This is a genomic window from Bacillus seohaeanensis, from assembly GCF_042684945.1.
Lineage (GTDB): Bacteria > Bacillota > Bacilli > Bacillales > Bacillaceae_B > Rossellomorea > Rossellomorea seohaeanensis.
This window is the reverse complement of the sequence record NZ_JBHUMF010000001.1, coordinates 113,605-129,068: the sequence shown is the minus strand read 5'-3', so window position 1 is coordinate 129,068 and position 15,464 is coordinate 113,605. Positions and strand designations below refer to the sequence as shown.

General features: G+C 37.6%; 11 protein-coding genes. 5 read left to right on the top strand and 6 right to left on the bottom strand.

Features of this window, described 5'->3' with window-relative positions; all coding sequences use genetic code 11:
- Positions 1–232 precede the first annotated feature (232 nt).
- The 4 genes from ACFSUL_RS00630 to ACFSUL_RS00615 all read right to left on the bottom strand — a co-directional run bounded on the left by ACFSUL_RS00630 (position 233) and on the right by ACFSUL_RS00615 (position 5,718).
- Positions 233–1,705 (bottom strand): DEAD/DEAH box helicase, encoded by a 1,473-nt coding sequence (locus ACFSUL_RS00630; RefSeq protein ID WP_377931722.1) that lies wholly within the window; start codon positions 1,703–1,705, stop codon positions 233–235.
- 387 nt (positions 1,706–2,092) lie between these two features.
- A complete protein-coding gene (locus ACFSUL_RS00625) occupies positions 2,093–2,839 on the bottom strand; it encodes an alpha/beta hydrolase (RefSeq protein ID WP_377931720.1) in 747 nt (248 codons plus the stop codon).
- 148 nt (positions 2,840–2,987) lie between these two features.
- Positions 2,988–4,361, bottom strand: coding sequence for a UDP-N-acetylmuramoyl-tripeptide--D-alanyl-D-alanine ligase (locus ACFSUL_RS00620; RefSeq protein ID WP_377931718.1), 1,374 nt, complete (start codon positions 4,359–4,361; stop codon positions 2,988–2,990).
- Between the two features lie 277 nt (positions 4,362–4,638).
- Entirely contained in the window at positions 4,639–5,718 is a 1,080-nt protein-coding gene (locus ACFSUL_RS00615; protein WP_377931716.1) for a D-alanine--D-alanine ligase, read from the bottom strand.
- A gap of 322 nt (positions 5,719–6,040) precedes the next feature.
- On the opposite strand from ACFSUL_RS00615, the gene ACFSUL_RS00610 reads away from it, so the two are divergent.
- From ACFSUL_RS00610 to ACFSUL_RS00600, 3 genes are all read left to right on the top strand, one after another.
- Positions 6,041–7,228, top strand: coding sequence for a dicarboxylate/amino acid:cation symporter (locus tag ACFSUL_RS00610; RefSeq protein WP_377931714.1), 1,188 nt, complete (start codon positions 6,041–6,043; stop codon positions 7,226–7,228).
- A gap of 266 nt (positions 7,229–7,494) precedes the next feature.
- The gene (locus ACFSUL_RS00605) at positions 7,495–8,784 is read left to right on the top strand and encodes an MFS transporter (protein ID WP_377931712.1); all 1,290 of its coding nucleotides are present in this window, start codon (positions 7,495–7,497) and stop codon (positions 8,782–8,784) included.
- Positions 8,785–9,067: 283 nt separating this feature from the next.
- On the top strand, positions 9,068–10,162 hold the full coding sequence (locus ACFSUL_RS00600) for an NAD(P)/FAD-dependent oxidoreductase (RefSeq protein WP_377931710.1): 1,095 nt from the start codon (positions 9,068–9,070) through the stop codon (positions 10,160–10,162).
- A gap of 220 nt (positions 10,163–10,382) precedes the next feature.
- On the opposite strand, the gene ACFSUL_RS00595 is transcribed toward ACFSUL_RS00600, so the two are convergent.
- Both ACFSUL_RS00595 and ACFSUL_RS00590 read right to left on the bottom strand, forming a co-directional pair.
- Complete coding sequence (locus tag ACFSUL_RS00595) at positions 10,383–11,030, bottom strand: TVP38/TMEM64 family protein (RefSeq protein ID WP_377931708.1); 648 nt, start codon at positions 11,028–11,030, stop codon at positions 10,383–10,385.
- A gap of 96 nt (positions 11,031–11,126) precedes the next feature.
- Complete coding sequence (locus tag ACFSUL_RS00590; protein ID WP_377931706.1) at positions 11,127–11,900, bottom strand: hypothetical protein; 774 nt, start codon at positions 11,898–11,900, stop codon at positions 11,127–11,129.
- A gap of 472 nt (positions 11,901–12,372) precedes the next feature.
- Here ACFSUL_RS00590 and ACFSUL_RS00585 point away from each other — a divergent pair, with 472 nt between their 5' ends.
- Entirely contained in the window at positions 12,373–13,722 is a 1,350-nt protein-coding gene (locus ACFSUL_RS00585; protein WP_377931704.1) for a hemolysin family protein, read from the top strand.
- 426 nt (positions 13,723–14,148) lie between these two features.
- Positions 14,149–15,321 carry a rod shape-determining protein RodA gene (gene rodA, locus ACFSUL_RS00580; RefSeq protein ID WP_377931702.1) on the top strand — a complete coding sequence of 391 codons (1,173 nt, stop codon included), beginning with the start codon at positions 14,149–14,151 and terminating at the stop codon, positions 15,319–15,321.
- Positions 15,322–15,464 lie beyond the last annotated feature (143 nt).

Sequence of the window (15,464 nt, the reverse complement as noted above, 5' to 3'; positions counted from 1 at the left end):
TCCTGTCATCGGGCTTTCGGACATATTTTTAGATTTACTAGACACTTTTCTCCGATTTCTGGACACTTTCTTAAGCTTACCGGACACTTTGAATGCTTTTCTAGACAAATCATCTTGCTTTCTGGACAATTTTACTTTTTTTGGAAATCATTAAATTAGCAAAGTCTCCTAAGAGTTCCACTTACCAAAAAACACGATGCCCGCCAAAGGACATCGTGTTTTCAAACCTATATTAAGAATTATATGTTTTGTGTCGGTTAGATGAGCGTTGTTGAGAGCGTCCGTTGTTGCGTCCGCCTCCGCCTCGACCACCTTTTCCACTACGAGATTGACCACCTTTGTTGTAACCACCGCGTTTACCTCCACCTTTATTATCTCTTCTCGAAGGTAGGGCACGTTCTGCTGTGATTTCTACTGGTGTTGTGTCTGGTTCTTTCGTTAATAGACGAAGAACAGCGGATACTGCTTGGACTGGATCGTGGTCAGCCAAAAATTCTTCTGCTAGTGCATTGTAGTCCTTTAAGTTGTTTTCTTTTACTGTTTCCATCAATTTGTCTAAAGCGAGGCGTTGTTGGCCTTCTAATGCCTCGTTTAGAGTTGGTGGCTTAAGACCTTGCATTTTTTTCTTCGTTGTTTGTTCTACTACTTTTAGGTAGCCCATTTCTCTTGGGGTAACAAAAGTGATTGCCATACCTTGTTTGCCGGCACGACCTGTACGTCCAATACGGTGAACGTAGCTTTCAGGGTCTTGCGGGATATCAAAGTTGTACACATGTGTTACTCCAGAAATATCTAGTCCACGCGCTGCTACATCTGTTGCAACAAGAACATCAATACGACCTTCTTTGAATTTTTTCAAAACGGTCATACGACGTGCTTGAGAAAGATCACCATGAATTCCTTCCGCAAGGTAACCACGGATGCTTAGTGCTCTTGATAACTCATCTACTCTACGTTTTGTTCTACCGAATACAATTGCAAGTTCAGGAGATTGAACATCTAATAAACGAGCAAGCACTTCAAATTTTTCTTTTTCATGAACTTTTGTAAAATATTGTTCAATGTGTGGTACCGTCATTTCTTTTGACTTCACTCGGATTACTTCTGGTTCTGTCATGAAGTTTTCTGCAATTTTACGGATAGGGTCCGGCATAGTTGCAGAGAAAAGCAATGTTTGTCTTGTAGTAGGAACCGTTTTTAAAATGCTTTCGATATCGTCAATGAATCCCATGTTAAGCATTTCATCCGCTTCATCTAGTACAAGCGTTTGTACATTTTGAAGCTTTAATGTACGACGGTTGATATGATCAAGCAGTCGGCCAGGTGTTCCAACGATGATGTGTGGATTCTTTTTCATAGCACGAATTTGACGTTGAATATCTTGACCACCGTAAACAGAAAGAACACGAACACGTTTGTCGCTACCAACTTTGTAAAGTTCTTCTGATACTTGGATTGCTAGTTCACGCGTCGGTGCAATAATCAACCCTTGAATGTTAGGGTTTTTCACATCGATTTTTTCAATCATCGGAATTCCAAACGCAGTTGTTTTCCCAGTACCTGTTTGGGCTTGGCCAATAACATCTTTGCCTTCTAAACTTACTGGTATTGTACCTGCTTGAATTGGTGTTGCTTCTTCAAACCCCATACGCTTAATTGACTTCAGCGTAGTTGGGCTTAAATTTAAATCGGAAAACTTTGTCAATGTTTTTCATACTCCTTTTACATCTTTATATCTAATTAAAAAATACTTAAGTAGCTATATTCCAACGGATATTCATTAGATGTTAATTAAATTTAATACAAAATGGAAGTGCCCTGGGCAGCCCCGACAAGCATAAGACGAGCATCCTGGAAAGGCGTTTTTTCCTTTTTGGGATGATTGGCTTATGACCTCGAGGGGCTAGGCACTGTAGCTGGACGTAGACCGCCCCAATAATACAATGATTCACATACGAAGATCTTTTCAGTTTCAAATCACAAAAAATACACTCTTCGAAAGGAAGAGTTCGCACGTCCAAGAATAGAACACATGATAGAGTAATGTTACCACTTATACAAATGATTTTCAATCAAATGAAAGATAGTTAACCTATTCTTCTTGTAAGAATAGGAGAATCTTCTCAAATAACTCATTATTGTCTTCGCTATGGCAAATTAAATGTTTTGCTTTAGAGGAGTAAAACATGCTTTTTTCATTTGAGGAGATGTTCTCATAGATATATTGGGCACTTCTTGGTGGCACTATCCCATCTTTTTCTCCTTGGGCAATAAATGTGGGGATTTCAACTCTTTTTAAAAGTGGGCGAACAACTCTTACTACTTTTCTAAATTCCTGTGCAGAGGAAATAGGCGTTTTTCTTATTTTAAAATGATACCGATTATACAATTCATTATTCGCAAGATTTCCTTGTAGTCCTTCTTTGACTAAAAGTTTAATATCTTTCCACAATTGTTTAAAGTTTAAGTAATGGGCAGCTGCACTAAGAAGAACCAGCTTTTGTATGTCGTATTTAACTGAAAGGTAGGAAGCAATTAGTCCACCCATTGAAAATCCTATAATATATACTTCCTTACATGTTTTTAAAAGTTGCTGCAGCTCTTTCTCTGCATGCTCCATCCATTCCGTATGCTTTATTCCCTTTAAATCAAGACGTTCCCCGTGACCAGGCAAGGTTGGACTAACGAGTTTCCAATCTGTATGCTGATCTAGAAAAGTGGCTAACGGCTCCACTTCATACGGGCTTCCTGTAAAACCATGAATCAATAAGCATCCAACCATACATTCATCACCATACTTGTGAATAGGAAAGAGAACAAACTCCTCTCCCATATCCATTTACATTACACTACAATTGTCTTATACCCATTGCGAATATATTTCAAACTAATATTAATACCTTAACAAAAGTTACATTAGATAAATGGCGGCTAAGTAAGGTCTCTTGCCCCCCACTTAGCCTTAGCCGTAGCAATCCATTTAAGCGTTATTTTTTCAGTTCATCAATTACTTCTTCTAGCCTCATTCCTCGAGATGCCTTAACTAAAATTAATTCATCTCCTTTAATCAGTTGAATTAATTTTGATACAAGCTGTGACTTTTCTTCAAAATGAAACACATTTGTTGGAGCAAACTGGCTTTTTGCACCTTCTGCAATAAACCTACCAAGCTTTCCGTACGTAAACACATACTCTATTTTTTCAGGATCGATTTGTTCGCCTATTTCTCGATGGAATTCTTCCTCTTTTTCTCCAAGTTCAAGCATATCGCCCAATACTAATATTTTTGTTTGATACCCTTCTAGCTCTGCTACTAGTTCTACAGCAGCCCTCATAGAAGTTGGACTAGCATTGTATGCATCGTTAATGATTTTCTCGCCCTTTTCCCCTTCTACTAGTTCCATTCTCATTTTCGTTAACTTTAGGGATTGCAGGCTTTCTTTTATTTCTGCAAAAGAAATACCAAACTCTTTTGCAATTAACATAGCTCCAAGTGCATTAAGGATATTATGTTGTCCGAGAACAGGTAAAATGAATTCTTCTTCTGTAAGCTGAACGGAAAAGACACTACCGTTTTTATCCATCTCCACTTTTGTTGGATAAATTGTATTCGTGTCATTTTTCCCAAATGTTTCAACCCGATGAATATCTAGTTCATTAACTTGTGCTTTTAATAGTGGCTCATCTCCAAAATAAACAAATAAGCCGTCTTCTTTCAATCCTTTTACTATTTCTAGTTTTGCTTTTGTAATACCTTCTCTTGATCCTAAATCCTGTAGGTGAGATTCGCCAATATTCGTTACAATCGCTGCGTCAGGATGGGAAATATTTGATAGCAATTCAATCTCACCGAATCCACTCATTCCCATTTCTAAAACCGCAACTTCTGTATCTTCATTAAGGGATAAAATAGTTAGTGGCAAGCCAATATGATTATTAAAGTTTCCAGCTGTTTTTTTTACGTTATATTTTACAGAAAGCATTTTGGCAATCATATCTTTTGTAGTTGTCTTTCCATTGCTACCTGTTACTCCAACAACTTTCAAGTTCAGTTGATGACGATATTCGTTTGCTAACGCTTGAAGTGCTAATAAACCATCTTCCACTATTATTAGTGGAGTATTTTTCGGCGGATTCGGAACCCCTTTTTCCCACAAAGCAGCGGATGCACCCTTTTCTAATGCTTGTTCTACGTAGCGATGGCCATCCACTTTTTCCCCTTTAAATGGGATAAATAAGTTGCCCTTTTCAATGGTACGGGTATCAATTGAAACACCTTTTATTTTTATATTCTCAAAAGAGGAAATATCATTTTCCACCTTAATCATGGCTGCTATCTCTTTTATTGTTCTTTCCATCATATATGATTACTCCTAACCAATTTAATTCTCTAGTATGTGGTTTTCTTGCGGCTAAAAGACACGTGCTAAAAAGATCTTCGTCCAAAAAGGAAAAGGCACCTTCCTAAGATGCCTACCATAGGCTTGTTGTTCTGACCAAGCCGCTTCCACTTTTCTCTGTCCAGTTCCTGCGGCTAGCTCGCTGTGAAAAAGATGAAATCACCCAAAGGCAAAAAACGCCTTTTGGAGATTTCCCTATTTTCTTCGCGAGCTGATCGAGCCGCTTCCACTTTTATTCTTACATTGTGTGTTTGATGGATTGTTTTTCTTGATGGCGCTCTACACCAAGGGAAACTAGTTTTTCGATAAGTGCTGGATATTCCACTCCAGTATGCTTCCATAATAGTGGGAACATGCTGAAAGGAGTAAACCCTGGCATTGTGTTTACTTCGTTCATATAGATTTTCCCATCTTCTGTTAAAAAGAAGTCTGCACGTACTAATCCTGCACAATCGAGTGCTTTAAAAGATTGAATGGCTATTTCCTTCATTTCTTCGTACACATCAGCTGGAATCTCAGCAGGAATAATAAGTGCTGTGTCTCCATCTTCATACTTCGCTTTATAATCATAGAAGTCTTTTTTCGGAAGGATTTCTCCAGCTACAGAGCATTCAGGATAATCATTTCCTAATACTCCAAGTTCGATTTCTCTTGCCGTCACGCCTTCTTCAATAATCACTTTACGATCAAATTGGAATGCTTCGACAAATGCTGTATGAAGCTCTTCACGATTCGTACATTTGCTGATTCCAACAGAAGAACCGAGATTGGCTGGCTTCACAAAGCAAGGGTATCCAATACTATCTTCTACCTGTTTGTATGCATTCGTTTGATTCGCTTCCCATGTATTTCTCACAAACCAGGTGTAATTAACTTGTGGCACACCTGCCTGAGCAAACAAGTTTTTCATGATCACTTTATCCATTCCAGCTGAAGAAGCAAGAACACCATTTCCGACATAAGGAAGATTTAACAGCTCAAGCATACCTTGAACGGTTCCGTCTTCTCCATTAGGTCCGTGAAGTAAAGGAAAAATGACATCGAAACCTTTCTCCTCTTCCTTTCCAGTCACCGTCAGGGATGTACTTAAAGCATTAGGTACAATCGCTTCTCCATTTGTATATTGAAGTTCCTTCACATCTTCAACAGGTGCGTGAAGCTCAGGACCTTTCATCCACTGTCCTTCTGTCGAAATAAAAATAGGATGTATTTCGTATTTATTCATATCTAAAGCGCTAATTACTGCTTTAGCTGTCTGTAAAGATACATTGTGTTCTGCGGATTTACCGCCATATAATAAACAAATCTTCTTTTTCATTTGATTGGTACCTCCAATTAACATTAGATGAATCTATTTTATCACTTTCCCTCCAAAGAGAAAGCACGTTTCACAAGGAATAATAAAATTGTAATAAAACGAAAGCAATTAGTAAGAATTCCCTCGAGGTATAGCTTGTAAAGAAACATGATAATAACCTATATATATGTATGATAATAAAAACTCGTCTTGATACAAAATGGAATCTCGTTTTATAATAAACTTAATATTCCGACTTTAACTCAACCTATTAACCTATCGGGAGACAAAGTGTATAATCCACCTAAAGGAAACAATTGTTTACTCAAGGAGGACAAATCAGATGAAAAAGCTCGGATTACTACCTAGAATCATCTTAGGAATTGCCCTGGGGATTGTTATCGGCAGTATTGCACCTCAGTGGACAGTAAAATTATTAGCCACTTTTAACGGGCTTTTTGGAAACTTCCTTGGTTTTGCCATTCCACTTATCATTATCGGGTTTATCGCACCAGGAATTGGCTCCATGGGAAAAGGAGCAGGAAAACTCCTTGGACTTACCACTGGTATTGCCTATGGCTCAACTGTTTTGGCTGGCTTATTTGCCTTTTTTGTTGCAAAAGGTCTTTATCCAACTCTATTAAACAATCAAAGTAGCCAATCGTTTGAGAACCCAGAAGAAGCTTTGCTTAAACCGTTTTTCACTGTTGATATGCCACCAATCATGGGGGTTATGACAGCTTTATTAATTTCATTTACTGTCGGTTTAGGAATCGCAGCAATTAAAGGTGATATTTTACAAAAAGGGATGAATGAGTTTAGAGATATCATTCAACTTGTTATTGAAAAAATTATTATCCCACTTTTACCTCTTCATATTATGGGGATATTTGCAAATATGACCCAAGGTGGTCAAATAACGGCAATTATGAGTGTCTTTGCCAAAGTCTTTGTCATGATTATTATTTTACATTTTATTTACTTAGTGATTCAGTATACAGTTGCTGGCTCTATAAGAAAGCAAAATCCATTCGGTATGCTTAAGAAAATGACACCTGCTTATTTTACCGCTCTAGGAACGCAATCTTCTGCTTCCACAATACCGGTAACATTAGAACATACGAAGAAAAATGGTGTTAGAGAACGAATAGCAGATTTTGCCGTACCATTATTAGCGACAATCCACCTTTCTGGTAGTACGATTACAATTGTCAGCTGTGCGATGGCGGTAATGCTCATACAAGGAGATGCTCTCTTATTCTCACAAATTTTCCCTTTCATTTTGATGTTAGGTGTAACGATGATTGCAGCTCCAGGTGTTCCAGGAGGCGCCGTGATGGCCGCTCTAGGGCTGCTCGAATCCATGTTAGGCTTCAGCGGTACAATGACATCATTAATGATCGCTCTATACCTTGCACAAGATAGCTTTGGAACAGCTTGTAACGTAACAGGCGACGGTGCCATAACTTCTATCGTGGACAAGCTTACTAACAAGGAAAAACAACCCATACAAAAAGTCAAAGCAAGCTAAAAAATCAAGGTCCGTCCCTCATCGCATTAACGCAACGAGGGACGGACCTTTAATATTTAAGGCTATTTTCGTAAAGTTTGTTGTTAACTACAAACTAAGTTTAACCCAATGAGTTGATTGGAGCTACGGGCAGAGGTTATAAGTAAAAACAACAATCTATGAGAAAAGAGCCATATTTAAAAATAAAAAATATGTTCATTATATTTAGCTCCCCGAAATACTCTTGTATAATGAGGCTTAACAAAGTAGGGAGAGGAGTAAGCATAATGATACATAGTCAGACATACAGTAAAACGCCCATACAAACAAATTTTTATTATGGATGGGTTATTGTCGCCATTGCTTGTCTAGGTGTCTTCTTTTCCGGACCCGGTCAGACGTATTCTGTTTCCGTTTTTATCGATGCATATATTAGAGACTTTGGATGGAGCCGTTCACAAGTTTCTTCCCTATATTCAAGCGCAACATTGTTATCTGGTTTATGCATGTTCTTTGTAGGACGATTTATTGATCGGTTTGGCCAACGAAATATGATGATTGTTGTTTCAATTTTATTGGCACTTGCTTGCTTTTTGAATAGTATCGTTGCAAATATGTTCATGCTTTTTTTTGGATTTTTCTTTCTAAGACTCTTTGGTCAGGGCTCCATGACACTAATTCCGAACACCCTTGTTCCACAATGGTTCATCGCTAACCGTGGAAAGGCATTAAGCTTTATGGCGATTGGGGGATTCGCGAGTTCCGCTGCTTTCCCTCCACTAAATGCATGGCTCGTTAATCAGTTCGGCTGGAGTTTCACATGGATGATTTGGGGGATACTCGTTCTTGCTATCTTTACACCACTTGCTTTTTACTTTGTTCGCAATAAGCCAGAAGACATTGGGCTGTTGCCAGATGGACGAGTAAGGAAAAACAGAATCCATGACCTTGCTGAAGATCAAGAAAAGGAAAGCGATTCCGAAGTAAACTGGACATTACAAGAAGCTCGTAAAACAAAAGCATTTTGGCTCATTCTCTTTTGCGTCAGTATTCCGGCACTCGTAAATACCGGACTGACATTTCACCTTATTTCTATTTTTAAATGGAATGACTTATCAGCTGGCAGTGCAGCACTTGTCCTAAGCCTAATGGCAATTGTCGGGTTTCCTATTACACTAATTGCTGGTCGCGTTCTTGACAAGGTAAGCGTCAATTACGTCCTGGCAGGAATCTTTATTGGAGAAATTATCTTTATTCTTTTTTTATTAATTACCAAATCTACCCTTCTAGCGATTATATTTGGAATTTTGTGGGGGATTAGTGGTGGATTTGAACGTATTGCATTAACGTATGTATGGCCTAGCTACTTCGGACGTGCCTATTTAGGAAGTATCAAGGGAATTGCCACAACTGTAATGGTTCTAGGTTCTGCTTTTGGACCTCTCCCATTTGGTTATGCGTATGATACCTTCGGAGGATACACAGAAATTCTATTAATCTCATTGATCTTCCCTGTACTTGGTGTAGTATGTTCGGTACTTGCTAAAAAACCAGAAAAGTTATCAGGGAGTGTTTGATATGAGATTTTCATCACCATTGACACACGATAGGAGCCTAGGTAGTGTAAACCCATCAGCTGTATGCCGATATAGGATGAAATTCATCATTTTCAGAAGGAAATAATTGGTTTGTCTATAATTAACTATATATAGTTAGAAATATCACGGAAGGATGTTTGCATTTGAAGTTAACAAAAAAACGCGTAACCCTTAAACCACTTGAAGAAAAAGACTTAAAAACCTGCTGGGAATATATTCATGGCACACCTAATCCGGAATGGAAAGAGTGGGAAATTTAAAAGTGAAAACCATCATTCTTGTCGGTGGAGGAAACAACCATCTTTATTGCTTAAAAAAACTAATAAAAACAAACACCACTGAAATTAAATGGATCTTAATTTCCCCCTCACAATATCACTATTACTCGGGAATGTTTTCTGAGTATATAGAAGATCTTTATTCTTTAGAAAAAATAAGAATTGACTTGAAAAATTTGTGCAAAGAAGCTTCCGTTGATTTTGTAGAAAGTACAGTATTATCCTTTGACCCCTACCAACAAAATTTACTAACGGACAAAGGCGAAATATACAGCTATGACTATGTATCGTTTGGCATTGGTTCGAAATATCAAATGCCCGCTATCAAGGGGTTAGAAAAATACACCCCTTCTATTAAGCCTTATTCCCAATTACCTACTAAAATAGAAAAATTACACAATAGTCGTAACAGCTTATTTATCGGAGCAGATTCAACAAGTGTTGAACTCGCACTATCATTACGGGCTTGGAAAATGAAAAACGGATTAAGCAATGATCAGATATCCATCGTCCACTCTGCAACCGCATTGTTAGAAGAAAAAGGTAGGAACACTTCTCGCACTATCACCGAATTCGCTATTAAGCAGGGTTTAACATTATATAGTGGGCAAACAGTGCAAAAAATTGAAAACGGATATGCCTATACAAAAGAAGCAAAAATTCCATTCGATGAGGTTATATGTCTAGCGGGTCCGGTGGCACCACCAATGTTCCGTAGTAATCCTATCAAAACGGACAATAAAGGTTTCATGCTTGTAAACTCGTCATTACAATCACTATCCTTCTCTAACATATTTGGTGTTGGAGATTGTGCTACGCTCGTTGATTTTTCACACTTACCAAAAAAAGGCATAACTGCTGCACGACAGGGACCTATTCTATGGAAAAACTTAATGAGGTCTGTTGAAGGAAAAGCACTGATTCCATTTGAACCTCCATCACGTCACTTATCCATTCTGTCTGTTGGTGAAAAGAAAGGGATGTTAACGTATGGATCCTTTAGCATCGTAGGGAGTTGGATATGGCGGTTAAAAAAGCGGATGGATATGCGTTTTATTAAGAAAGACAGTGGGGAATAAAGTAAATCGTTAGTCACTACCTTGAAATGAACGAGTAACCTTCCACTTTTCACTGATTCTAAAGTTACGTTCATTGCTCTACCCTAATGTTATTGGAAGACAAACTTATAGAGGTTGGTTTAAAGAGCAGTTCCATTAAATAATAAACAACTAATTTTCTCTTTTGTTTGCAGCGCTTTGCAACTTTTATACTAACGAAGGGCGCCTTCTTGTCTCTTCGTTATTCTTTTGTGCCAACCCATTCTTTTAATTTTCCCCTGTTCAAAACAGAAACAATTAATATGACCAAAAAGATCGTAATTGCGATATACAGATTCATTCGGCTTCCCGTTACTATACTAGACCCTAGAAGTACGTAACCAAACGTTCCAGGAAGAACACCAATTGCGGTTGCCGTTATATAGGAACGATACCTTACTTTAGCGATACCGGCTAAATAACTAACCAAGTCAAAATTTAAGAAAGGGACTATTCGTAAAAAAAGCACATAGAAAAATCCCTGTTCTTTCATCCTTTCTCTTATACGAATTACCCTTCGAGAAGGTTTTTTCACTATCGATTTTCCTATCCAACTAGATGCCAAGAATCCAACTGTTGCGCCTCCCAAAGCACCTAATTCTATATAAACAAATCCTTCTATTGCTCCAAATGCAAGCCCCGCAGCTAACGAAAGGATGGAAGTAGGGAAGAGAATTAGTGGTCTTAACGTAGTAGCGACAATGAAGAATAAAGGCGCCCACCAACCAAAGGATAAAATCCAATCGCGGATCTCAATGGGGCGGAAGTTAAGATAACTTTTATTAATCCAAACAAGAAGAAGTATAATCACAGCCATTCCTAGAATATTCATTATCCGCTTCCAGTTCATATGCTCCCCCCTCCCCATTAAAAACCCGCACCTAAACAAAAAAGGATACAAAAAAAGCGAAGACGCCTCTTTTCTCTACAAAAAGGGACATCTTCATTATTTAACAATCGCATTCCATTCCTTTGACTTTCGATCATAGACAATAAGTCCATTTGCAGGCATTTTTTTCATTTGCACGTAATCTTCGTACATTTCATCCATATTAAAATAATCACCAATAACCCATATCGGAATTTCTATCTTCCCTCTACTTTGTATTGCTTGTTCAACCGCAATAACCATACCCTCTTTCATCTTTTCTCTAAATGAATAAATAACGTCCTTTGGGATTGGAGGATACTCTTTCCTTTTTTTTATACCTAATAACGTTTTTTCTCCTTTAACAGCGCTAAGCTTTGAGGAAACGGTACTCCCTAGCATATGATAAAAATCATTAAAATCACGATAATATATTTTATTAAACCATCCATCATCATGTGACAAGTAGACAAATCGGTTATTTAATTTTGAATAAAATGGAGAACAAAGATGCTGTTTTAAATGACCTAAGTAAAGCAATTCTGCTATTTCTTGTCCGTTAAGTTCATTTACGCCCACTTCTTCCTGAAAATCTATCCAACAAAAATCTCCATATCCGTAAACATTATCTTCTACAATTTTTTTCAATTCATACTCTTCGACGTATTCTAAATTTGTATGCATATTAAAAGCACCATAATCAAACTGATGCTTAATTAGAAGCATATTTTGCAATGGCTCAGGAACATAATGAGCAAACTCTTTAAATCCAATACCGTAAGACATAACAAATTGTTGTTCGACATTTTTATGTACATAGATAAGATTATGGACTTGTCCATTTGACTTCAAAAAAATCTACCCCCAAAAACTACCTTTTCAAAACCATATTATGTAATTCTATTTTAACAGAGGTAGATGTATAATTACCTTTTCTATTTCATTTCAAAATGATGACAAAAGTCTGATGAATTGTATCAAATTGGGTCAAATTGGGTCAAATTACGTAATAATTTGTTGTTTTAACTAAGGGAAAACAATACAAGGTTCCCTTATCCTTAAGAAAGGAATAAATGAAAAAGGAGAAAAAGAACAATATCAGGTGCTATTGGATGAATATCAAACACATTTAGCCTACAATTCAAGTAAATATGACGGTATTCCGAATTTGACGGTCTATCTCTTTTATTTTTATAATATTTTTTATATAGTAAGAATCTTTACCCATCTTTTTTCTTACTTAAACATATAATGAATGTAACTATTTTTTATCACTTTAGGAGGTGACTCCTTACTCGTCTTACAGGCGAGATAAGGAACTTAATTGGACATATTTAGTTTGGTGCTTGTGGTAATACTGATTGCTTTAACAGCCTTTTTTGTTGCTTCTGAATTTGCCATTGTCAAAGCTAGAAAGTCTCGTATTGACCAATTGGTGGAGGAAGGAAATCAGAATGCATTAGCTGCTAAGAAAGTCATTACCAACTTAGATGAGTACCTGTCAGCTTGTCAGCTTGGGATAACCGTCACTGCACTTGGACTCGGGTGGATCGGTGAACCGGCAATTGCTGGCCTGTTACAACCTGTTTTTTCACGTTTCGATGTTGCTGTTTCTTTGTCACATGCAATATCTATCGGAGTTGCTTTTACCGTCATTACATTTTTACATGTTGTTATTGGTGAACTTGCGCCAAAAACATTAGCAATACACAAAACAGAAGCCATTACTCTTCTATTCTCAAAGCCTTTAATTTTATTTTATCGAGTATTGTATCCTTTCATTTGGGTATTAAATAGCTCTGCTCGATTTGCCACAAGACTATTCGGCCTAAAAGCAGTTTCCGAGCATGAAATTGCTCATACAGAGGAAGAGTTGCGGATAATTCTATCAGACAGTTACAAAAGCGGTGAAATTAACCAGTCGGAATTTAAATACGTAAACAAAATATTTGAATTTGATAATCGGATTGCAAAGGAAATAATGGTTCCTAGAACAGAAATCGTGTCTCTTGCAATGGACGATAAATTAGATTCATTACTTACTATTGTCAAAGAGGAAAAATTTACCCGTTACCCAATTATTGATGGAGATAAAGATCACATAATTGGTTTTATTAATATAAAAGAAGTTTTCACTAACTTACTCCAAGATAATACAAAGAAAAAAACACTATCTGAGTATATGCGGCCAATCATTCGCGTGATTGAAACGATGCCGATTGATGAACTGCTGGCAAAGATGCAACGCGAACGAATTCATATCGCTGTTCTAATGGATGAATATGGCGGCACCTCAGGGTTAGTTACGGTTGAAGATATTATTGAGGAAATCGTTGGGGAAATAAGAGATGAATTTGACTTCGATGAAATGCCTCTGATTCGAAAGCTTCACGATCATCATTACCTTCTAGATGGTAAGGTACTTGTAACAGAACTAAGCGACTTGTTAGGGATTACAATGGAAGATGAGGATATCGATACGATCGGTGGTTGGGTGTTAACCCATAACTATGAAGCAAAGCAAGGGGATATCATCCTTTTCGGAGAGTATGAGTTCAAAATAAAGCAGTTAGAGGACCATCAAGTAAAACTTGTTGAGGTAAGAAAGTCGCCTCCACAAGAACTACCAAAGGAAACAATTGCGATTGTAAATCAAGAAGCCCTTTCTCCGTAAACAGGCTAGGGTGAATTAGAAATTTCAACTACAAAACATTATGAAGTAAGGTATGGAAAACTGGCGTATCAGCCAGTTTTTTATTTTCACATAGTCCGCTAGTTCCGGCGCCTAGACCCTCGAGTCATAAGCCATTCATCCCATAAAGGCAAAAAGCGCCTTTTTGGGATGCTTGTCTTATGCTTGTCGGGTCTGTTCGAGGCGCTTCCGCTTTTGTTATAAAATGGTTGGAAATGTGCATTGTAGAAAAAAATGTTCTTTGGTAGCATATAATAGGAGAAAATCTGTCGTTATTTCTGTTTAATTTATATATAATGTGAAATATGAATTTCAACATTTATTTAATAGATATTATTTCTATTTCAGACTTCTTTCCATTAGACTAAGTATGGTAAATCAATCTTTAAAGATTAAGGTGAATAAATTATGGAAACACGCCAACGTTTCGTTGATAAAATTGACTGGGGACTTGCATTTTTATTACTTCTATTCTTTATTGTAAGTGCCCTTGGAATAAGTAGTGCCCAAACATCAGGACAATACTCCGCAAATTTCGTTTTACAACAAGCCTTCTGGTATGTAGTTGGATTTATGATTATTGGGTTTGCCCTATTCTTTGATCCTGAACAGTATAAACGCCTTGCTTGGTATACTTATGGGTTCGGGATACTATTGTTGCTGGCTTTAATTGTTGCACCCGAGAGTATTGCTCCTATAAGAAATGGGGCTAAAAGTTGGTTTGAATTGCCAGTAGGTTCGATTCAGCCATCAGAGTTTATGAAGACATTTTTAATTCTTGTATTAGCAAGAATTATTTCTAACCACCACGAGGTCCATACGAGAAAAACGTTACAAACCGACTTTCAACTTCTCTTAAAAATCGGCGGAGCAACGATGATTCCTTTGGCTCTTATTATGAAGCAGCCTGACTTAGGTACATCACTCGTTCTAATTGCCATCATGGTTGGGATTATTCTTGTATCTGGTATTACATGGAAGCTTATACTTCCTATTTTCAGTTCGATTACCGCAATTGGGGGCGCTATACTGGCACTTGTTATTTGGGCCCCTGAAATACTGGCAAAATATTTAAAAGTGGAAGAATATCAATTTGGACGTATCTATTCTTGGCTTGACCCTTATAACTACGCTAAATTAGAAGGATTCCATTTAATCAAATCGCTAAACGCTATCGGCTCTGGTCAAATTTTCGGAAAAGGGTATAAAGACGGCGAAGTTACTCTACCCGAGAACCATACCGACTTTATCTTTAGTGTAATCGGGGAGGAATACGGGTTTTTAGGTGCAAGTATTGTCATTAGTTTATTCTTCTTATTGATTTATCATTTGACGAAGGTAGCTCTTGATACGAAGGATACTTTCAATGCCTATGTGTGTGCCGGGATCATCAGTATGATCACCTTCCACGTTTTCCAGAATGTCGGAATGACCATCCAGCTGTTACCGATAACTGGAATCCCCCTTCCTTTTGTCAGCTACGGAGGAAGCTCTCTCATGGGGAATATGCTGGCACTAGGACTAGTATTCAGTATGAGGTTTTACCATAAAAACTATATGTTTTCTTCAGACGAATCATAGAATACTATTGCAATTTTCAGGGTATTGTGTAAAATATATCCTAATAAAGTGAAACTTCCATCCTGGGATGATTTTCTGCAGGATGGTTAGTCCCGTTCTACTGTCGCTCTCGCATCGGTAAGTTTCACCGTACCTCACCAATC